Annotated in this window: 16 protein-coding genes; 7 read left to right on the top strand and 9 right to left on the bottom strand. The window is 73.8% G+C overall.

Annotated features, from left to right (window positions below):
* Position 1 precedes the first annotated feature (1 nt).
* The 6 genes from ACQEVB_RS04345 to ACQEVB_RS04320 form a co-directional block, all read right to left on the bottom strand.
* Positions 2-1,195 (bottom strand): cation:proton antiporter, encoded by a 1,194-nt coding sequence (locus ACQEVB_RS04345; RefSeq protein WP_432965301.1) that lies wholly within the window; start codon positions 1,193-1,195, stop codon positions 2-4.
* A 6-nt stretch (positions 1,196-1,201) separates the two neighbouring features.
* On the bottom strand, positions 1,202-1,684 hold the full coding sequence (locus ACQEVB_RS04340) for a cation:proton antiporter regulatory subunit (protein WP_432965298.1): 483 nt from the start codon (positions 1,682-1,684) through the stop codon (positions 1,202-1,204).
* A 373-nt stretch (positions 1,685-2,057) separates the two neighbouring features.
* Entirely contained in the window at positions 2,058-4,538 is a 2,481-nt protein-coding gene (locus ACQEVB_RS04335) for a PEP/pyruvate-binding domain-containing protein (RefSeq protein WP_432965295.1), read from the bottom strand.
* A complete protein-coding gene (locus ACQEVB_RS04330) occupies positions 4,535-5,170 on the bottom strand; it encodes a TetR/AcrR family transcriptional regulator (protein WP_432980137.1) in 636 nt (211 codons plus the stop codon). The genes ACQEVB_RS04335 and ACQEVB_RS04330 overlap by 4 nt, the downstream gene beginning before the upstream one ends.
* Before the next feature lie 171 nt (positions 5,171-5,341).
* Positions 5,342-6,715, bottom strand: a complete 1,374-nt coding sequence (locus ACQEVB_RS04325) for a glycosyltransferase (protein ID WP_432965292.1) — start codon at positions 6,713-6,715, stop codon at positions 5,342-5,344.
* 55 nt (positions 6,716-6,770) lie between these two features.
* Entirely contained in the window at positions 6,771-9,377 is a 2,607-nt protein-coding gene (locus ACQEVB_RS04320; protein ID WP_432965289.1) for a CHAT domain-containing protein, read from the bottom strand.
* Between the two features lie 58 nt (positions 9,378-9,435).
* Here ACQEVB_RS04320 and ACQEVB_RS04315 point away from each other — a divergent pair, with 58 nt between their 5' ends.
* Positions 9,436-10,785, top strand: a complete 1,350-nt coding sequence (locus ACQEVB_RS04315; RefSeq protein WP_432965286.1) for a S8 family peptidase — start codon at positions 9,436-9,438, stop codon at positions 10,783-10,785.
* A gap of 228 nt (positions 10,786-11,013) precedes the next feature.
* On the opposite strand, the gene ACQEVB_RS04310 is transcribed toward ACQEVB_RS04315, so the two are convergent.
* The 3 genes from ACQEVB_RS04310 to ACQEVB_RS04300 form a co-directional block, all read right to left on the bottom strand.
* Positions 11,014-11,466 carry a hypothetical protein gene (locus tag ACQEVB_RS04310; RefSeq protein ID WP_432965283.1) on the bottom strand — a complete coding sequence of 151 codons (453 nt, stop codon included), beginning with the start codon at positions 11,464-11,466 and terminating at the stop codon, positions 11,014-11,016.
* On the bottom strand, positions 11,463-12,044 hold the full coding sequence (locus ACQEVB_RS04305; protein ID WP_432965280.1) for an RNA polymerase sigma factor: 582 nt from the start codon (positions 12,042-12,044) through the stop codon (positions 11,463-11,465). Before ACQEVB_RS04305 ends, ACQEVB_RS04310 begins: the two co-directional genes overlap by 4 nt.
* 101 nt (positions 12,045-12,145) lie before the next feature.
* Entirely contained in the window at positions 12,146-13,234 is a 1,089-nt protein-coding gene (locus ACQEVB_RS04300; RefSeq protein WP_432965277.1) for a GNAT family N-acetyltransferase, read from the bottom strand.
* 90 nt (positions 13,235-13,324) lie between these two features.
* Here ACQEVB_RS04300 and mftA point away from each other — a divergent pair, with 90 nt between their 5' ends.
* The 6 genes from mftA (at position 13,325) to mftE (ending at position 19,511) form a co-directional block, all read left to right on the top strand.
* Entirely contained in the window at positions 13,325-13,426 is a 102-nt protein-coding gene (mftA, locus tag ACQEVB_RS04295; RefSeq protein WP_432965274.1) for a mycofactocin precursor MftA, read from the top strand.
* Complete coding sequence (gene mftB, locus ACQEVB_RS04290) at positions 13,426-13,707, top strand: mycofactocin biosynthesis chaperone MftB (RefSeq protein ID WP_432965271.1); 282 nt, start codon at positions 13,426-13,428, stop codon at positions 13,705-13,707. The genes mftA and mftB overlap by 1 nt, the downstream gene beginning before the upstream one ends.
* A complete protein-coding gene (mftC, locus tag ACQEVB_RS04285; RefSeq protein ID WP_432965268.1) occupies positions 13,704-14,888 on the top strand; it encodes a mycofactocin radical SAM maturase in 1,185 nt (394 codons plus the stop codon). Before mftB ends, mftC begins: the two co-directional genes overlap by 4 nt.
* 49 nt (positions 14,889-14,937) lie before the next feature.
* Entirely contained in the window at positions 14,938-16,746 is a 1,809-nt protein-coding gene (locus ACQEVB_RS04280; RefSeq protein ID WP_432965265.1) for a mycofactocin system FadH/OYE family oxidoreductase 1, read from the top strand.
* Positions 16,747-16,893: 147 nt separating this feature from the next.
* Positions 16,894-18,810, top strand: coding sequence for a mycofactocin system FadH/OYE family oxidoreductase 2 (locus ACQEVB_RS04275; protein ID WP_432965262.1), 1,917 nt, complete (start codon positions 16,894-16,896; stop codon positions 18,808-18,810).
* 5 nt (positions 18,811-18,815) lie between these two features.
* Entirely contained in the window at positions 18,816-19,511 is a 696-nt protein-coding gene (gene mftE / locus ACQEVB_RS04270) for a mycofactocin biosynthesis peptidyl-dipeptidase MftE (RefSeq protein ID WP_432965259.1), read from the top strand.
* Positions 19,512-20,396 lie beyond the last annotated feature (885 nt).

Here is a 20,396-nt window from a genome sequence, read left to right as displayed (position 1 = left end):
CCTACTGACTCGTGGCCGGGGCGCTGCGGCGCCCCGCCCACGCGCCGACCGTCCGGACCATCGGCTCGACGACGCGCGCCGCGATCGGCCCCAGCACGGCCATGATCAGCACGTAGGTGGTGGCGAGGGCGGCCAGCTCGCCGGTGACGGCGTTGCTGGTGACGGCGAGGCCGGCGATCACGATCGAGAACTCGCCGCGCGCCACCAGCGCCGCCCCGGCGCGCGCCCGGCCGAGCCGGCCGATGCCCTGCCGCCACGCCGCCCACCAGCCCGTCACCAGCTTGGTGAGCACGCCGGCCGCCGCGAGCAGGACCGCCCAGCCGAGTACCGGCGGGATCGACGCCGGGTGGGTGTGCAGCCCGAACACCACGAAGAACACCGCGGCGAACAGGTCGCGCAACGGTTCCAGGAGCCGGGTCGCGTTCTCGGCCGTCGAGCCGGAGATCGCGATGCCGAGCAGGAACGCGCCCACGGCCGCCGACACCTGCATCGCCGACGCGAACCCGGCGACCAGCAGCGCCGCGCCCAGCACCTTCAGCAGGAACACCTCGCGGTCGGGGGAGTCCACGATCGTCGACACCACCCGCCCGTAGCGCAGCGCCACGACCAGCACGACCACGACCACACCGAGCGAGATCCCGACCGCCGACAGCCCGCCCACCAGGCTCACCCCGACTAGCACCGCCGTCAGGATCGGCAGGTAGACGGCCATCGCGAGGTCCTCGAGCACGAGGATCGACAGCACCACCGGGGTCTCCCGGTTGCCGAGGCGACCCAGGTCGCCGAGCACCTTCGCGATGATCCCCGACGACGAGATCGCCGTGACGCCGCCCATCACGAGCGCGCCGACCAGTCCCCAGCCGAGGATCAGCGCCACCGCGACGCCGGGCGCCGCGTTCAGCACGACGTCGAGCACACCCGCCGTCCACGACCGGCGCAGGCCGGTGACCAGCTCGGACGCCGTGTACTCCAGGCCCAGCAGGAGCAGCAGCAACACCACGCCGACCTCGCCGGCCAGCGTCGTGAAGTCCTCGATGCCCGTCAGCGGAACGATGCCGCCGGCGCCGAAGGCGAGCCCGCCGAGCAGGTACAGGGGGATCGGGGAGAGCCCGATGCGGCCCGCGAGCCGACCCAGGAGGCCCAGCCCGAAGAAGACGGCGCCGAGCTCGATCAGCTCGAGTGCGGTGTGATCCACGCGGGGTTAGCCCCTTTCGAGGATCTTGACCGCAGCGTCGAGCCCCTCCGTCGTGCCGACGGTGACCAGGATGTCGCCGGCGGTCAGAGTGAAGTCCGGCGTCGGCGACGGGTGGACCTGGCCCGCCCGCATCACCGCCACCACGGACACGGACGTGCGGGTGCGCAGCGCCGTGTCGCCCAGCGTGCGCCCGTCGTAGGGCGAGCCGGTGCCGAGCGGCAGCCCGCGGGTCTCGATGCCGGGCAGGTCGGCGTGCTCGCGCGACAGCTGCTGCACCAGCTGCGGCGCGCCCAACAGGTTGGCCAGTGCGCTCGCCTCGTCGGTGGTCAGCGGGATCTCGGCCTGGCACGCGTCGGGGTCGTCGGCCTTCGAGATGATCAGCTCGATCTTGCCGTCGCGGTGGCTCACGACGCCGAGCCGGCGGCCTCCCCGGATCGCGAAGTCCTTGCGCACACCGATGCCGGGCAGCGGGGTCACCTCGACGTTCACGGGTACCAGGGTAAACACCCGAACCGGACAGCCCTGCGGGCGTGGGGCGGGGGTGTCTCGTTGATCATGGGCAGAACGTCGCTAGTTGATCTTCATGTACGACGTTTTGCCCATGATCAGATCCTGTCGCTTTCTGCGCGGGGCCTCACCGACTCCGTCCCGTCCGCGTCGTGCGGGTGGCCGAAGCGCTGACACGCGCCGGTCTCTGCGCGACGGGATGGCGGGCCGGTGCTCACGTGTTGATCATGGGCAAAATGTCGTAGTTCGATCTTGTGGAGCGACGTTTTGCCCATGATCAATGACGTCCGGCCGGCGCCGCGGAATTGGCCGACAGAGTCTGATCAACCCCACCCGGGCCGGCCGCCACCACCGCTCAGGCGAGCACTTCGACTGTCCCGCGCGTGCCGTCCACCCGCAGCCGGTCGCCCGTGCGGAGCCGGGTGGTCGCGTCGCCGCAGCCCACGACGGCGGGAATGCCCAGCTCCCTGGCGACGATCGCGGCGTGCGAGAGCGGCGCCCCCACGTCGGTGACGACTGCGGCGGCGCGCGGGAAGAGCGGCGTCCACCCGATGTTGGTCACGGTGGTCACGAGGATCTCGCCCGGCTGCAGCGCCCCGCCCTCGTCCACCGACGTCAGGACCCGTGCGACACCTTCGACGACCCCGGCAGCGCCGGGGAACCCGGTGACGTCGCCCGTTGTCTCGCGAGCGCTCGCGCCGGCGGAGAACACGTCGCCACGGCGGTGCGGGTCGGCGGCCCACGCGAACGGGTCGAACCGCCCGCGGATGATCGACGGGTACGGCGGCAGCGCGCGGTAGCGCTCGTAGGCGGCCCGGCGCGAGGTGGTCTCCGGGACGGTGGCCCCGCCGAGCACGGCGGCGATCTCGTCGACGGTCAGCATGAAGACCTCGTCGCCGAGGCCGGTGAGCTCCTCGGCGCGGAGCGCGAACGCGCGCAGCACGCCGAACACCCGGATCACCTCCGACCGTGCCTGCTCGCGCGCCCGTTCGGCCCGTGCCCAACGCTCCACCCGCTTGCGGGTGCGCCTGACCTGCCGCGGGTGGTCCCGGATCAGCCGCGCCCAGGCCATCCGGTTGGCCTCCTCCTGCTGTTCGAGGAGCGTCAACGGGTCGCGCCCGGCGGCGCGCAGGGCGGCGATCTGCTCGTCGACCCAGCCCGGCCGGTCGGCGGGCCGGGGCAGGGACACCTCGAACTCGTGCGGGCTGCGGTGCCCGTACCGCCGGTTGTACTCGGTCGCGTCGATCTCGCCGCGCTCCACGAGCGCGAGCCCGACGAGCGGGCCGAGGCTCGCGAGCACGTCGCCGTCGACGGTGAGGCCGGTGGTGAGCGCGGTGGCGTCGGCTTCGCCGACCAGCTTCACGAGCCGCTTCTGCACGGTGAGCAGCGCGACCGGGTCGCTGCGGCCGGCCGCGGACAGGGCGTCGGAGACCTCGACGAGCAGCGGCCGCAGCTCTGCCGTCCAGATGGTGGCGAGCTCGCCGGCGTCGGCGGTGCCGATGCGCTGGACGAGGTCGGCGCACCGCGCCGGGTTGGTGGCGACGAGCGCGGGCAGCCGGCGCATCGCCGGGCGCACCACGCGGATCGTGCGCCACGCCCGCGGCAGCAGCTCGCGCAGCATCCGCCCGCGCGGCAGCTGCACCGGCGGGATCGTGACGTCGGCGGGCAACCGGCCGAACGTCGACTCGGTGAGCGAGCGGAACCGCTTCTCCGAGATCCCGACCATCCCGGCGAGCGTGGCGGTGAGGCTGAGGTCGAGGTAGAACCGCCCGCCGATGACGCCGTAGCCGCGCGCGCTCGGCAACGACGCGGTCGCCATGGCGTGGTCCATGAAGATCTGCATCAGCGACCACGTGAGCGGCGTCATCACGTCCGGGACGGCCTCGCCGAGGTTCGTGTTCGTCCACAGGTGGTCGACGGCGAGCGTGTCGTTCCAGATGTCGCGGAGACCGGTGATCGGGCGGGCCTGCACGATCGCGAACGCCCCGCGCGCCCGCGTCCACTCCACGTCCATCGGGCGGCCGTAGTGCGCGGCGATGCGCCGGCCGAGCCCGGCCAGCTCGGCCGCGGCCGCGTCGTCGAGCACGTCGGCGGTGCGGCGGTCGGCCGGCACGGGCACCTCGTGCGGCGGGCCGTCGGTGCGCACCGTCATCGACGCCTTGTCTCCGGTGCGCCGCTCCAGCACCGCGCCCGTCTCGGCGTCCAGCACCAGCTCGTCGGGCGTGACGGCCCCGCTGACCAGCGACTCCCCGAGCCCCCACGTCGCGTTGACGACCATCCGATTGGGCGCGCCGGAGACCGGTTCGGCGGTGAAGAGCACCCCCGCCGCGTCGGCGTCCACCAGTTCCTGGACGACGACGGCGAGGGCCACGTCGGCCGGGTCGATCCCTTCCCGCTTCCGGTAGGCGACGGCGCGATCGGTCCACAGCGACGCCCAGCAGCGGCGCACCGCGTCGAGGACGGCGTCGGCCCCGTGCACGTCGAGGAAGGTGTCCTGCTGGCCGGCGAACGAGGCGTCCGGCAGGTCCTCGGCGGTGGCCGACGAGCGGACGGCGACCGCCGGGGCACCCAGCCGCGCGTACGCCTCGCGGATCGGCCCGGCGACCTCCTCCGGCACGGGGTGGGCCGCGAACAGCTCGGCGACGCCCTGCTCGTCGGCCGCGAGGATCTTCTCCTGCAGGTGGTGCGCGGCGACGTAGGCGCGGTAGGCCGCGGTCGTGACGTGGAAGCCCGGCGGCACCGGCAGCCCGGCCCGCACCAGGGTGGCCAGGGAGCTGCCCTTGCCGCCGGTGGTGGCCAGGTCGGCCGACGGGTCGGCGAGCGGCAGGGTGATCACGGGTGCTCCTCATCGAAGGTGGCGTAGGCCCGGGTCGTGGCGTCCATCGCGGCCTGTTCGGCGGGGGTGAGCGGCTCGGGTCGGACGAGCATGCGGTGGATCGTCTCGGCGACGAGCTCGGCGGCGCACCCGTCGACCTGCAGCGACGACGGGATCATCGGCGCGCTGGTGAAGTAGCCGATGAACATCGAGCTGACCACGGTGGCCTGCTCGGCGAGGGTGCGCTCGGTGTCGATCAGCTTCTGCTCGCGCAGCGCCACCAGGTAGCCGACGAATCCTGACGTGGCCAGGCCGCGTTCCTCCGCGGCGCGGGCCAGCCCGCCGAGCACGTCGGCGTCCCGCAGCATCAGCGCGGACATGAGGTTGCGCCGGCAGCTCGCCCGCACCTGCGCGACCAGCAGCGCGCGCAGATCGGCCGGCTCGTCGCCCAGCTCGGCGAGGATCTCGGCCTGCATGGCCGCCCGCTCCCGGCGCAGCACCGCGACGAACAGGTCCTCGCGGGTGCGCCAGCGCAGGTACAGCGTGCCCTTGGCGACGCCGGCGGCCCGCGCGACGGCGTCGAGCGTGGTCTTCGCGTAGCCGTAGCGCACCAGCTCGTCGGCGGCGGCGGACAGGATCCGCTCGCCCAGCACGTCAGACAACGAAACTGACCTCCATGACCAGATCTGCTCATCTGGTCACGCCGGACAGTACGCCGCACCGCGGCCCTGCGGAAGGGGCCCCGCGGACGTCACACAGCAAGTGCGGTCGTCACACACGTCGCAACATGTGTGACGACCGCACTGGGTGTGTGACGTCGGGGTTCAGCCGCTCGTGAGCCGGTCCACCTCGGCCAGCAGCTCCGACACCTGGCCCACCACGCTGAACCGCTCGCGCGCGTACCGCTGCGCGACCTTGCCCTTCGTGGTCTTCCAGTCCTCGTCGACGGCCTGCGTGACCGCCGCCGCCAGGGACGCGGCCAGCTCGGCCCGGTCGTCGGTCTCCGGCACGAGCGTGCCGACCTCGGCGGTGACGAAGTCGCGCGGGCCGCCCGAGTCGGCCCCGATCACGGGCGTGCCGCACGCCATGCACTCGATGAACACCAGGCCGAACGGCTCCCGGTAGGACGGGAAGCAGCCCACGTCGGCGACGCTGAACAGCGTCGCCAGCTCGTCCTGCGGGCGCGGGCCGACGAGGTAGGTGCGCCGGAGGCCCAGCTCGGCGACCAGGTCGTGCATCTTCTGCTGGTCCTCCAGCGGCCCGGAACCGGCCACCACCGTGAGGATCTTCCGCGTCGGGTGCTGCTCGTAGATCGCCGCGGCGCGCAGCAGCGCGTCGAGCCGCTTCCAGTCGGCGAACTTGCCGACGAACGTCACGACGGCGTCGAACCCGTCCGCCGGCGCGACGGGCTCGGGCGCGCGCCCGCTGCCCTCCGGCGGCATCGTCGAGAACCCGGCGAGCACGGCGGCGCGGTCGGCGTAGGCGTTCTCGACGGGGTGGAAGACGTCGGAGTTGTAACCGTTGTGGGAGAGGATCACGCGCTCGCGCGGGAACGTCGGGAACGTGTCGACGAGCGCGTCGATCTGCTCCGCCGAGATCGACGCCACGACGTCCACGCCGTGGTCGGGGTCGGCGAAGTCGAAGATCTTCTCCTGCTCCATGAACGGCAGGAAGCGCATCGGGAACTCGGCCGGGTTGTCGCCGCGGCGCTCGTTCGCGTACATCTTCAGCTCGGTGCCGTGCGCGAACGCCAGCAGCGGCATCGCCGCCTTGCCCGCGGCGACGCGCCGGCGGATCACGTCCCGCATCACCACCGTGTTCATGAACGCGTGGTGGGCGATGGCGAGGCCGAACGCGTCGCCGGTCGTCTCCTCGATCTCGTCCATCCAGGTGGCGACCTCGTTCGTGAGGCGGGCGCGGTAGGCCGCGACCTCGTCCTCGCTCATCGAGTGCCACCGGTAGCTCGACACCGGCGACACCGACTCGCAGATCGGGATGTCGTGGTCGAGCGCGAAGACGTGCACGTCCTCGTCCTTGAACCGCTGCCGCTTCGACGGGTACATCGAGTAGCAGCGCACGCCGGGCAACGCGTTGTAGGCGCGGTGGTGCGCCTCGTGCAGGATGCCCGATCCGGGGGCGAACTCCCCGCCGCGCTGCCAGTTGTTGGTGCCGAGCTGGAAGATCAGCCGGTCGCCCATCCACGCCTCCCACGATCTGGTGAGCGGCCAAGCTAGCGGGCCCTGGACGGTGCGCTCAGCCCGCCCCGTAGGCGGTGAACGCGCACCAGTTCACGAACTGCGCGGGGTCGTCGCGGTCGAGTCCGGCCCGCGCGGCGTGCAGCGCGGCCGGCAGCGACGCGCCGCCGCGCAGGCCGGCGTGCAGCGCCGTCATGAGGTCGACGGACTCGACGTCGGACACCGTGACCACGCTCGCGACCAGCCCCGCCGTGCCCCGGCCGAGCAGTGCACTGACGAACCCGAGCAGCTCGTCGCCCGCCACGTTGACGTCGGCGGCGGAGTCGCAGGCGGCCAGCACCAGCCGGTGCGGCGCGATGCCGCGCAGGTCCAGCTCGTGCACGGTCAGCAGCCCGTCGGCCAGTTGCAGCCCGGAGAAGACCGGGTTGTCCGCGCGCAGCAACCCGTGGCAGGCCAGGTGCGCGAGTGCGGCGGTGCCGAGCGCGGTCGCGACCGCGTCGACGCCGGCCTGTGCCCCGTCGAGGACGGTCGGGTGCGCGTACGCACCGGCCAGCAGCTCCACCTCCTTCGACGCGCCCGGCAGGCCCGGTCCCGCCACCAGGAGCGGTGCCTCGTCCGGCGGCGGCGCGGCCCGGTCCACCGCCCGGACCCAGGTGCTCGCCGACGGCGCGACGCTCACCGGCCCCGCGTGCAGCGCCGACCACGGCAGCCGGTGCAGCTCCCCGACCGGGACGACGACCAGCGGCCCGTCCGCCGGTACCCGCAGCGGCTCGACGAGCAGCGCGCGCAGCCGGGCCAGCGCGTGCTCGGCGCTCGCCCGCGCTGCGGCCGGTCGGCGCGCGCCGAGGGCGAGCCGGTGCAGCGCGAACTGCAGGGCATCCCGCTCGTCGCGGACGTCGGAGAGCGGGCAGAGGTCGACGAGCCGGCTGCGCCGCCCGTCCACGACGACGGCGACGAGCCGGTCGGCGCTGCCGCGCCCGTACGCGACGAGCACCCGCCCGTCCAGCCGCGCCCGGATCTGCGCGAGCGTGACTCGGCCCGCGCCGGCGCCGGCCCCGCGGACCTGCCAGGTCGCGCGGCGGATCCGTGCCTCCAGCTCGGCCTGCCGGGCCGTCAGCTCGGCGAGCCGGCCGTCCGGTGCGCGGCGGGCCTCGGCGACCTCGCTCTGCAGCAGCGCGAGCGCGGCGCGGTCGTCGCGGACGGCGTCCGGCGCCGGCGGTTGCGCCCGCAGCAGCGACGCGGCCCGCGTCCGCTCCATCCACTCCAGCACCTGCGCGGGCGAGCCGCGGCGCAGCAGCACGTCCAGCCCGAGCACACCGAGCTCCACGCCGTGCCCGGCGGCGAGCGCCCGCAGCTCGGCCGACGCGAGCGCGTCCCGGTGTCGCGCGAGATCACCGAGGCCTGCTCGGGAGCGCCCGAGCACGCCGTCGTCGTCGCCGTCGAGGCGGGCGGCGAGCGCCGCGGCCAGCTCACCCTTCAACCGGACGAGCACCGGGCCTCGGCGGGCCGCCGCCTGTGCCGCCTGCCATGCCCGCTCGGCCACCGCCGGTGAGCCGACGGCCACGGCCACCCGTCCCGCGGTCAGGTGCGCGTCGACGGCCGCCGCCGCGTGCCCCTGCTCGGTGAGGGTGCGGCCGGCGCGCCGGCAGGCGGCGAGGTCGGTGCGGTCGGCCGTGCCGGCGGCGAGCCGGGCCTGCGCGATCACGACGGTGGCCCGCGCCGTCCACGCCGAACGCCGGTGCGCGCGGAACAGCGCGCGGGCCTGCGCCGCCGAGGCGATGGCCGGGACGGGCTCGTCGCGGAGCAGGTCGATCTGCGCCACCCGCAGGCGGGCCTCGGCCGCCATCAGCGGGACGTCGTGGTGCTCCAGCTCGTCGGCGGCGCGCTGCGACAGCTCCCGCGCCTCGGGCAGCAGCCGCAGGTCCGCCAGCACCTCGGCGTGCTCGCCCAGGTGCTCGCCCAGCGGCAGCTCCGCGTCCAGGAACAGCTGCTCGGCAGCCGTGAACACCTCGACGCTCTCCGCGAGTCGCCCGCACTGCGCGAGCACGAGGGCCCGGTTGTGCGCCACGACGGCCACGAACGCGGGCCCGACGGCCGGGGCCAGCGCCGTGGCCTCCGCCAGGTGCGCGAGCGCCGGCCCGGACCGGCCGCGCAGGGACTCGATCAACCCGAGGTTGTTCGCGGCACGGACCCGCACGTCCGCGGGGGCGGTCGAGTCCAGGATGCCGCGGTAGACCGCCGCGGCCTCGGCGAGCCGGCCGATGTTGTGCAGCAGCGACGCCCGCTTGAGGTCCAGATCGGGTCGGCCGGCCGCGTCGACCAGTCCAGCGGCGCGGTCCAGGTCGCGCACAGCCGCGTCGATGCGGCCCAGCTCCTGGTTGACCGCCGATCGCGTCACCAGCGCCTCGCCCATCCGCACCGGCAGGTCCGCTGCCGCGGAAACGGCCTCGTCGAGCAGCGCCCGTGCCCGGCGGTTCGCCAGGCGGGAGCGCTCGAACCAGGCCTGGGCGCGCAGCGCGACGACGAGCGCCTCGCGGTCGTCCCGCTCGCGGGCCCGCCGCACCAGCTCCGCGACGGCCGGGCCGTAACGGGCCGGATCGCCGAGCACGAGGTCATAGGCGGCCTCCGCCTGTATCAGCAGGCCCCGATCCACATCGTCAGTCATGCGCGGACCACAGAGGCATCCTGCCCAACCCCGCGTCACGGGCAAAGGAGCATGATCGATGGACCACCCCGCCGCACCAGCGGTGTTCGGCACCGACTACCCCGACCGGCGGCCGGCTGCCGCCGTTCAGGCCGAGCGCGCGGCCGTCGAAAGGCAGGCCGGGCACCTCGCCCGGCTGCGCGCCGACCAGCCGTACCGCGACAACGTGCTCGACACCTTGCAGCAGCGGCGCGCCCGCCGGGGCGACCTCGTCTCGTTCGAGAGGATCCCCAACGGCGGTTTCGACGTGCTGGTCGTCGCCGGGGTGCTCGTCGCGGACCGCCGCCACCTCGACGACGAGCGCGTCCAGGGGCTCATCACGGAGCTCGACCTCGAACCGTCGCCGCTCTCGCGCCTCACCGGCGTCGTCCGGCTCACGCCGCGCGGCAGTGACCGCCTGACCGGCCGCGCCCCCGAAGCGCTGGCGGCGATCGAGCGGCACGGCGCTCCCGTCACGTTCGACCACATCACGCCGCTCGGCATCGTCATGAAGGGCAAGGGCGGCCCGAACCCGACGACGGGCGCTCGACCCTTCCCGTCCGGGCCCCTCACCGGTGTGCCGACGCCGGTGGCCGTGATCGACACCGGCATCAGCGACGAGGTCCGCTCCGACGGCTGGCTCGCCGGCATCCACTCCGCCACCAACGACGACCCGCTCGACGCCATCCCGCAGCCAGACAACCTCCTCGACCTCGCCGCCGGGCACGGCACGTTCGCCATCGGTGTCGTCCAGCAGGTCGATCCGGCCGCGGACCTGCGCATGTACCGCGCCATGGACTCCGACGGCATCGGGTCGGAGAGCGACGTGGCCCAGCAGATCCAGGCCGCGGTCGACGACGGCGCGCGGATCCTCAGCCTGTCGTTCGGCACCCAGACCCTCGACGACCAGGGTCCGCCGATCCTGCGGGCCGCGCTCGCGCAGGCCATCGCCGACGCGCCCGACCTGCTCGTCGTCGCGGCCGCGGGCAACTGCTCCGACGACCGGCCGGTCTACCCGGCCGCGTTCAGCCAGGAGTTCCCGGACAACGTCGTCGCCGTCGCGGCGCTCACCGCGGCCGGGACCCCGGCACCGTGGTCGAGCCACGGCCCGTGGGTCACCTGCTCGACGGTCGGCGAGGGCGTCGTCTCCACGTACGTCGAGGGCACCGAGTCGCCGATCGTGCAGAACCCCGGCGACGTCTTCCCACCCAACGCGTGGGCGGGCTGGACCGGCACCTCCTTCGCCGCGCCGCAGATCGCGGGCGCCGTCGCCCGCCGTTGCCGCGAACAGCCCTCGCTGACGCCGAAGCAGGCCTTCGACCAGCTCATCGCGGCGGGGAACCCGGTGCAGTACTACGGGCAGGCGGTCACGGTGCTGCCCGGTACGTGAGGGCCGGCCGGGGCCGGCGGTACGGCCGGTCGTCGATCATGGGCAAACCGTGGTTTCGGAATCGATCCACAACGACGGTTTGCCCATGATCACCGAACCAGCCCGGCGTGCGGGGCGGCCGGCCGGAGCAGGTTCGTTGATCAAGGGGAAAAGGTCGTTGCGGGATCGATCCAGCACGACATTCTGCCCTTGATCAACGCCCCCCGCGGCGCCCGGCTGCGCGGAGCCTCACAACCGCACCGCTGAGGTGCGGAAACCTGTCCCGTCCGGGTAGGTGCAGCCGAGGGTGACGAGCTGGACCCCGGCGGGCACGTGCAGGACGAACCTGCCCAGGGCGTCGGAGCGCCCGGTCGCCAACAGCGCGCCGGGTCCGTCGGGGGCGCCGGCCCGCAGCTCCAGCTCGACCTCGGCCGGCGGGTCGACCTGCCCCACCACGCGCCGCCCGTCGATCTGCAGCTCGACCACCACCTCGCCGCTCTCGAACGCGAGCAGCCGAGGCCCGGTGCCGCCGGCCCGGGTCCCGGCGGTCGACTCGAGCAGCGAGTCCTCGACGAGCCGGGCGAGCTCCGCGTCGCGCCACCCGAACGCGAGCCGGGCCGCGTCCAGCACCTCGGGCGGCGGCTCCAGGCGCGGTCGCAGCAGCTCGGCGAGCTCGGTGAACAGCTGTTCGTCGTCGGTCATCCGACCACTCCGCCGTCCAGCAGCACGCGCAGCCGCTTCAGGCACCGGGCCCGCGTGGGCCCGATGCTGCCGACGGGCATGTCGAGCGCCGCCGCGACCTCGACGTAGGAGGGCGCCGACACGACGACGAGCTGCAGCAGCGTGCGGCAGCGCTCGGGCAGCCGGGCGAAGGCCCGCCAGAGCACGCGGTCGCGCTCGCGGTCGAGCAGGTGCTCCTCGGGTGTCGGGTCGCTGTCGCCGGCGTCGAACGTCGCCTCCTCGCCGGTGACGACCTCGCGCCCGCGCAGCCGCAGCAGCCGCAGGCTCTCCCGCCGCGCCGTCGTGGCGATCCATCCGGCGAGCCGCTCCGGCTCGCGGATCGTGCCCAGGTTCTCGACCAGGCGCATCCACGTGGTCTGCGTGACCTCGGCGGCGTCGGCCGGGCCGAGCCGGTGGGTGACGGCGATCGTCCAGATCAGGCCGCTGAAGCTGGCGACGATCTCGTCCCACGCGGCCCGGTCCCCGGCTGCGGCCCGCAGCACCGTGCCCGCCACCTCGCTCTGCTCCACGCTGCCCGCCCACACGTCGACCCCGGCCATCGATCCCCAGACCGTAGTCGGCGTGGCCGTTCGTGCACGCCGCTCCATGTGCCCCCCGTCTCGTCACCATGAGGAGCGGCGTGGACGCGCACAGATACCGGCTACCGGACCGATGTGGCGCACCAGCAGCGCTCCACGTCGACGAAGCCGCGGCGCGCGTACCAGGTGAGCGGCCAGTCGTCGGCGACGGCACCGAGCCCGACGAGGTCGCAGCCGGCTTCGTCGGCCAGCGCGAGCGCGGTGTCGAGGAGCGCCTCGCCGTGCCCCCGCCGGCGGTGCGCCGGATCCGTCATGACGTCGTTCAGCCACGCCGTGGCCCCGTCCACCGACAGGAGCGCCGACGCCAGGACCCGGTCGCCGTCCCGGACCGCCAGGTACCGGTTGTCGACGACCTGCTGCTGCAGGACGTAGCGCTCGGCCAGGTCGGTGATCACCGCGTCCCGGATCCCCGGCACGCTGCGCCGCCGGTTCTCTGCCCAGGACGGGCGGAGCGCGTCGACGTCGACCAGCTCGACCCGCGCGTCCCGCGTCCCGCCCGCGGGCGCGGCCATGACGGCGACCTCGTCGACCTCCCAGCCGAGGTCGGCGAGGGCCTTCGCCGTGCCCGCCTGGCCGGCACCGAGGAGGGTCGCCATGCGGCGGTCGTACCCGGCGAGCACCCGGTCGGCCTCCGCGACGATCGTCGCGGCATCGGTCGGCCCGTCGATCAGCAGCTGGTTGTGCTGGCGGGAGCCCGCGACGGCCGGGGTGCGCACCGCCACCCCGCCGGTGACCGGCACCTCGGTCGTCGCCATGCGGCGTGTCACCGACATCTCCAGGCGCAGGGCTCGCGTCGCGGTGTCGAACTCGGGCAGCCGGGGCTCTGCGAAGCCGTCGGCGCCCGGCCGGTAGGGCTCGACGGCGACGACGGCCGAGACCGGCACCGGCCCGTACGCGTGCGGGAACCGCATGGACTCCGGGTCGCCGGGCACGCCCGGCTCCCACCGCACCTCGACGCCGAGGCGGTCGGGGTCGAGCACGAGCAGGAGGACGTCGTTCCTACCGGCGAAGAGCCGGTTGGCCGGCAGCGCAACCTGGTCCACGGCGGAGAGGTGCACGAAACCGACCTCCGGCAGGGGCGTCACTGCCCCAACGGCCAGCACCGAGCGCCACTCGGCGGTAGTGATCAGGTGCAGCAGAACTGCCCGCATGGATGGCTTCCCCTTGCTCGTCCTTGTCTTTGGCACCGGGTGCCAATTAACGTCTCGGCTGGTACGCCCACCCGCCCACGAGGAGCGAACATGGCCGAGAACGAGCCCCAGTCCACCACCTCGGAGGAACCCGTCGTCGAGGAGACCCTCGTCGAGGAGGTCTCGATCGACGGCATGTGCGGGGTCTACTGATGGCGAGCCCGGGGTTCGACCCCGGGCTCCCGCATCGCTGCAGCCCGTCCGTGTCGCTGCGCCCCGAGCCGTTCGGCGCACTCGTCTACGACTTCGCGACCCGGAAACTCTCGTTCCTGAAGACGCCCGAGCTGGTCACGGTCGTCTCCGGGCTCGCGGACCACCCCGACGTGCACTCCGCGATCGCCGCCGCCGGCGTGCCCGAACCGCAGCGCCCCGCCTACCTCCGCGCACTGGCCGGCCTCCTGGCCAGCGGCACGATCGAGGAGCGTCCTTCGTGAAACTGGTCGAGCACTTCCACTACGGCCTGAACTCCCCGATCTGCCTCACGTGGGAGCTCACCTACGCCTGCAACCTGACGTGCGCGCACTGCCTCTCGTCGTCGGGCCGGCGCGATCCGCGCGAGCTGTCCACCGCGGAGGCCAAGGCCGTCGTCGACGAGCTGCAGAGGATGCAGGTCTTCTACGTCAACATCGGCGGCGGCGAGCCGACGGTTCGGCCCGACTTCTGGGAGCTGCTCGACTACGCCATCGACCACCAGGTGGGCGTCAAGTTCTCCACCAACGGAGTCAAGCTGGACGAGCAGCGGTCGAAGCAGCTCGCCCGCACCGACTACGTCGACGTCCAGATCTCGCTCGACGGCGCCACCGCGGAGGTCAACGACCACGTCCGCGGCCCCGGCTCGTACGACATGGCGATCAGGGCGCTGGAGAACCTCGCTGCCGCCGGGTTCGGCCAGCCCAAGATCTCCGTGGTCATGACCAGGCACAACGTCGACCAGCTCGACGAGTTCAAGGCCATCGCCGACAAGTACGGCGCCCAGTTGCGGATCACGCGGCTGCGCCCGTCCGGCCGCGGCGCGGACGTGTGGGACGAGCTGCACCCCACCGCCGCGCAGCAGCGGCAGATGTACGACTGGCTCGTCGCGAAGGGCGACCAGGTCCTGACCGGCGACTCCTTCTTCCACCTCTCCGCCTACGGTGAGGCCCTCCCCGGGCTGAACCTGTGCGGGGCGGGGCGGGTCGTCTGCCTGATCGACCCCGTCGGCGACGTGTACGCGTGCCCGTTCGCGATCCACGAGAACTTCCTCGCCGGCAACGTCCGCGACGCCGGTGGCTTCGCCGGCGTGTGGCGGGAGTCGGCGCTGTTCCAGGAGCTGCGGCAACCGCAGACCGGCGGCGCGTGCAGCTCGTGCATGCACTACGACACCTGCCAGGGCGGGTGCATGGCGGCGAAGTTCTTCACCGGGCTGCCGCTGGACGGACCCGACCCGGAGTGCGTGCAGGGGTACGGGGAGCACGCACTGGCGGCGCGCGAGGGCGTGGTCATCCCGCGTTCGGACGTCGACCACTCCCGCTCGGCCCCGCGCAACGGCCGCTCCGGCAAGGCCCCCGTCCTCCTGCAGATCGGCAAGCGGCCGGACAAGGCGTGCGAGAGCAGTCCGGTCGCGGGTTTGCGGTGATCAAGGGCAAAAGGTCGTTCCTGACTCGATTCGGAACGACCTTTTGCCCTTGATCACCGAACCCGTGCGGCTGGGCGGACGGGTCGCGCCGAGCCGGGTGCTGTTCGGACCGCACGTCACCAACCTCGGCGACGGGCGGGCGTTCTCCGAACGGCACGTCGCGTACTACGCCGCACGGGCCGCCGGCGGGGTCGGCCTGATCGTCACCGAGACCGCGTCCGTCCACCCGCTCGACCACCCCTACGAGCGGGCGCCGCTCGCGACCTCGGCCGTGCCGGGCTGGCGCGCGGTCGCGGCAGCGTGCCGGCCGCACGGTCCGCTGGTGCTCGCCGGACTGGGCCACGCCGGCCACCAGGGCAGCTCCGCGTACACCCAGCGGGAGCTGTGGGCTGCCGCCGCGGTCCCCGACGTCGTCGTCGGCGAGGTGCCGCTCGCCATGGGCGACGAGGAGATCGCCGCGCTCGTCGACGGGTTCGCCGCGGCCACCCGACTCGCCGTCGCCGCGGAACTGGACGGTGTGGAGATCGATGCGGGCCAGCACGCGCTGCTGCGCCAGTTCGCGTCCGGGCTGACGAACCCGCGGCCGACCTGGGACGTGCTGCGCGCCGTCCTCGACGCGGTCCGCGCCGCGCTCGGCGATGGCGTGCTCGGGCTGCGGCTGTCCTGCGACGAGCTGGCGCCCTGGGCCGGGATCACCCCCGCCGACGTCCCGCGCGACCTGCCCGTCGACTACCTGGTGCCGGTGCGCGGGAGCGGGCTCTCCGTCGGCGCGACCCGTCCCGACTTCCACACCCCGCCCGGTTTCAACCGCTCCCTCTGCGCCGAGGTCCGCGGCGCCGCGCCCGTGGTGCTGCAGGGCAGCATCGTCGATCCCGCCATGGCCCAGGAGGCGCTCGACGCGGGCGAGTGCGATCTCGTCGAGATGACGAGAAGCCTGATGGCGGACCCGGACCTCGTCGCGCACGTGCGCAGTGGGCAGCCGGAGCGGATCCGGCCCGCTCTGCTGTCGAACCGGTGGACCGAGGTGCGCGACGTCCGCAGCCCGCTCGTCACCGACGACGCCGAGCCCCGCTCCGGCCACGAGACCGTCGACCCCCCGGTGCACGGGCGCGACCCGGTCGCCCGCGACGTGCTCGTCGTCGGGGGTGGGCCCGGCGGCATGGAGACGGCCCGGGTGCTCGGGCTCCGCGGCCATCGCGTACGGCTCGTGGAGCGCGCCGACCGGCTCGGCGGCGCGCTCTGGACATGGCCCAACCCGCGCGCCGCCCTGCTCGTCGCGTGGTGGGAGAGCGAGCTGGCGCGGGCCGGCGTCACGGTCCGGATCGGCGTCGACGCCGGGCCGGACGATCTCGACGGCGCCGTCGTCCTCGCGACCGGTGGCCGCGACGCGCCGCCCGGCTTCCCGTCCGACGTGCCGGTGTGGCCGGCATCCGCGGGTGCCCGCCCGACCGGGCCCGTCCTCGTCCACGACCCGGTCGGCGACGGCACCGGCTGCGACCTCGCCGTCGCCCTCGGCGCCGCCGCCATCGTGACGCCCGATCCCGTGGTGGGCACGCAGCTGGCCGACCCCGCAGGTGCCGCGGTCCGGCTCGAACGCGCAGGGGTCGCCCGGGAACGCCTCGCCCGGCTCGTCGAGGTGCGGGACGGGACGGCGTGGCTCGAGCACGTCTGGACGGGCGCGCGCCGCTCGCTGCCCTGCGCCGCGGTGCTCGACTGCGCCCACCGCCTCCCCGCGGACGCCCTGTGGCGCGCCCGCCCCGACCTCCTCCGCGTCGGCGACTGCGTCGCCCCCCGCACCGTCCACGAGGCCGTCCGCGAAGCCCGCCACGCCGCCCTCGCTCTCGGAGCCACCCCATGACCCCGCGAGTCGCGGTTCCCGCGCCTGCGAGTCGCGGTTCCGGCGTGCGCGAGTCGTGGTTCTGGTGACGGCGAGTCGTGGGATTCGCGTCGGCGAGTCGTGGATTGCGCGACGGGGACCGCGGCACGCCAAGCCGGACGGCCCGCCGTGAGCCTGCTGCACACCCCCTTCGACCTCGGCCCCCTGCGGCTGCGCAACCGCATCGTCTTCGCCGCCCACCTCACCCTCGCCGCGCAGGACGGGTTGCCGACGGCCCAGCACGCCGCCTACTACGCCGAGCGGGCCGCAGGCGGCAGCGGGCTGGTGATCACCGAGGAGCACTCGGTGCTGCCGTCGGACCGCCCGTACGAGAAGCTGATCCGCGGCGGCGACCCGGCCGCGCTCCCCGGCTACCGGACGATCACCGACGCCGTCCACGCCCACGACGTGCCGGTGCTCGCGCAGCTCAACCACAACGGCGGCCAGTCGAGCGGGCGGTACTCGCGCGCGCCCGTGTGGGCGCCGTCGCCGATCGCCGACCCGTTGTTCCGCGAGGTCCCCGTCGAGGTGACGAGCCGGGAGATCGGCGAGCTCGTCGACGGGTACGCGCGCACGGCCGCGTTGTGCGTCGAGGGCGGGTTCGACGGCGTGGAGCTGCAGTGCTCGCACGCGTCGATCCTGCGGCAGTTCCTCTCCCCGCTCACCAACCGTCGCAGCGACGCTTACGGCGGCGATGTCGAGCGCCGCGCGCGGATCGTGCGGGACGTCGCTGCGGCGGTCCGCGACGCGATCGGCGGGCGCGCGCTCGGTGTGCGGCTCTGCGGCGACGAGGGCATTCCGGGCGGGATCGCGCTCGCCGAGGCCGTCGAGACGGCGCGGCTCCTCGCCGCCGACGGCACCGTCTCCTACGTCAACACCGCGGTCGGGGTGGCCACGGCGACTCTGCACATGATCGAGGCGCCGATGGCCGTCCCGGCCGGCTACGCGCTGGGGGTGGCGTCGGCGATCCGCCGCGGGAGCGGGCTCCCGACGATCGGGATCGGGCGGTTCACCACCCACGCCCAGGCCGAGGAGGCGCTGTCAGGTGGGTGCTGCGATCTGGTCGGGGTCGTGCGCGGCCAGATCGCCGACCCCGCGTGGGCCCGTGGACCCACGACGCCGTGCGTCGGGTGCAACCAGGAGTGCGTGGGCCGGGTGGGTCGGAACCAGCGGCTCGGCTGCGCCGTGAACCCGCGTGCCGGACGGGAGTCGATCACGGTGCCGGCGCCCGCTCGGCGCCGGCACGTGCTCGTCGTCGGCGGCGGTCCAGCCGGGCTGAAGGCGGCTTCGACGGCCGCCGAACACGGGCACGCGGTGGTGCTCTGCGAGCGCTCCGACGCCCTCGGCGGGCAGCTGCGGTGGGCCGCGTCGGCGCCCCACCGCGGGGAGTGGGCGGGCCTCGTCGCGGCTCTCGAGGACGCCTGTCGACGGGCCGGTGTGGACGTCCGCACCGGCGTGGAGCTGGACGCAGCGGGCATCGCCGCGATGGCCGCCGCCAGCGTCGTCCTCGCCACCGGAGCGGTGCCCGTCCGGCCGTCGTGGGCGGGCGGACTCGACCGCGTCGTCGACGTCCGGGAGGTGCTCTCCGGTCGCGTGACGCCGTCCGGCGAGGTGCTCGTGCACGACGAGCTCGGCGGCCACGAGGCGACCTCGACGGCCGAGTTGCTGGCACTCCGGGGGTGCCGGGTGGAGCTCGCGACGCCCGCTCTCGTCGTCGCCCAGCACCTGGGCACGACCCTCGACAGCGAGCTCTTCCACCGCCGCGCGCGATCCGCCGGCATCACGCTGAGTGAGGAACTCGCGATCCTGTCGGCCACCACCGCCGGCGACCGGGTCCGTCTCGAACTCCTCCGGCACACCCGCGGGACCACGCTCGCGCGGACGTACGACTGGGTGGTGTGCGCAGTCCCGGCCGCGCCGGCCGACACCCTCTGGGCGCCGCTGCGCGATGCCGGTGTGGCCGCCCACCGGATCGGCGACTGCCTCGCGCCACGCCGCGCGGACGCCGCGATCCGTGACGGCGAGCGCGTCGGGATGCGACCGTGACGGGCATGCCGCGCCACCTCGCCGACACGTCGTGGACGGAGCTCGACGGCCCGCTCACCGTCGTCATTCCCGTCGGATCGGTGGAGCAGCACGGGCCGCACCTCCCACTCGACACGGATGTCCGGGTGGCCGTAGCGGTCGCGGCTCGCGGAACGGCGGGTGTGGACGGAGTCGTCGTCGCGCCGCCTGTCGTGTTCGGCGCGTCCGGGGAGCACGACGGATTCCCCGGAACGCTCTCCATCGGACATGAGGCGCTCCATCTGGTGCTGCTCGAGCTGGGTCGATCGGCGACGTCGTGGGCCGAGCGCGTCCTCTTCGTCAACGGTCACGGCGGGAACCTTCCGACCCTGCCGAACGCGGTGCTGCAACTGCGCGCCGAGGATCGGAATGCGGCGTGGTTCGGATGTGGAATCCGCGGCGGAGATGCACATGCGGGCCGCACCGAGACATCGATGATGCTCGCGCTCGATCCCGCCGCCGTGCGCACCGCGTCCCTCGCGGCGGGGAACACCACACCATTGTCGGAACTGCTCCCGATCCTGCGCGCGGGCGGCGTCCGGGCGGCCAGTCCCAGCGGGGTGCTCGGCGACCCGGCGGGGGCCTCGGCCGGCGAGGGCGAGGAACTGCTGGAGGCGTTGGGTGGCCGGCTGCGCGAGCGGCTGCGGCGGTGGGCCACGGACAGCTCCGGTCACCTGGCGTGATCGCCGAAGCGCCCGAGGGCATGACCGGCACGGGCTTTCCGGTGCAGATCTGCAGACCCGGTGAAGGGAACTCCACCGCGCAGTGTCGGACTTCGGGGTTGCCGCGGCGCCGGGTGATCCGGTGATCGTCACCCGGAGATCGAACCCGAACCCACCGCGAGATTCGCATAGATCGGTCTTGCGCGGCCGAACATAGGGGGACGTGAAGCGCGTCGGTCGCGGATCACTCCGCTCGCCCCGTAGGTGGCCGATGAGCAGCGAACTGTTCGAGCAGAGCGCAGCGTACGGAGCGGGTCGATTCCGCAGGATCGTCGCCCGTCGACCAAGGGCTGCCGCCGTCCGCCCCGGCGGTAACTTCACTCCGCTCTGCATCGGGAGATCGCGCCGTGATCGATGAACGCGTCTCGGTGGAGAGGAGACGTCGAAGGCGGGACTCGTGGAATGACTCGGGTCGTGACGACGGCGCATTGCGCGGGTTTCCGGCGTGCGGACCCATGAGGATGAGGATGGGTCGGCTGCGGTGATTGGACGGCGCGCGATGGCCGGCCGCGCGATGTGCACCGGACGCGATGGGCCGCATCCGCATCGCAACCGCTCCGCCACGACGAAGCGATCAGATCCTGACAACCTCCCACGAACTCACCGCGATCGCGTTTCCGTGCTGAGGACGTTGCAGCCGAGCCGGCTCTCCGTCGACCGTCGGGACACGCGGAGAGCGGGCCCGGCAGGCGGCTGCGAGCACGCGGCCGGGTCAGCCGGAGGACCCGGCGACACTTCGAAGTATCACGAAAGTTCGCCGATGGATGGACTGATCGGCCCATCGTCGGTTACCTTGATCGAGCCGTCTTCGAGACGGCAGGTGAACTCTCTGCCAGGACTGGTCGC

Origin of the sequence: Pseudonocardia sp. CA-107938 (genome assembly GCF_050936315.1) — a bacterium.
Taxonomy (GTDB): Bacteria; Actinomycetota; Actinomycetes; order Mycobacteriales; family Pseudonocardiaceae; genus Pseudonocardia.
This window is presented reverse-complemented; position numbering and strand designations above follow the sequence as displayed.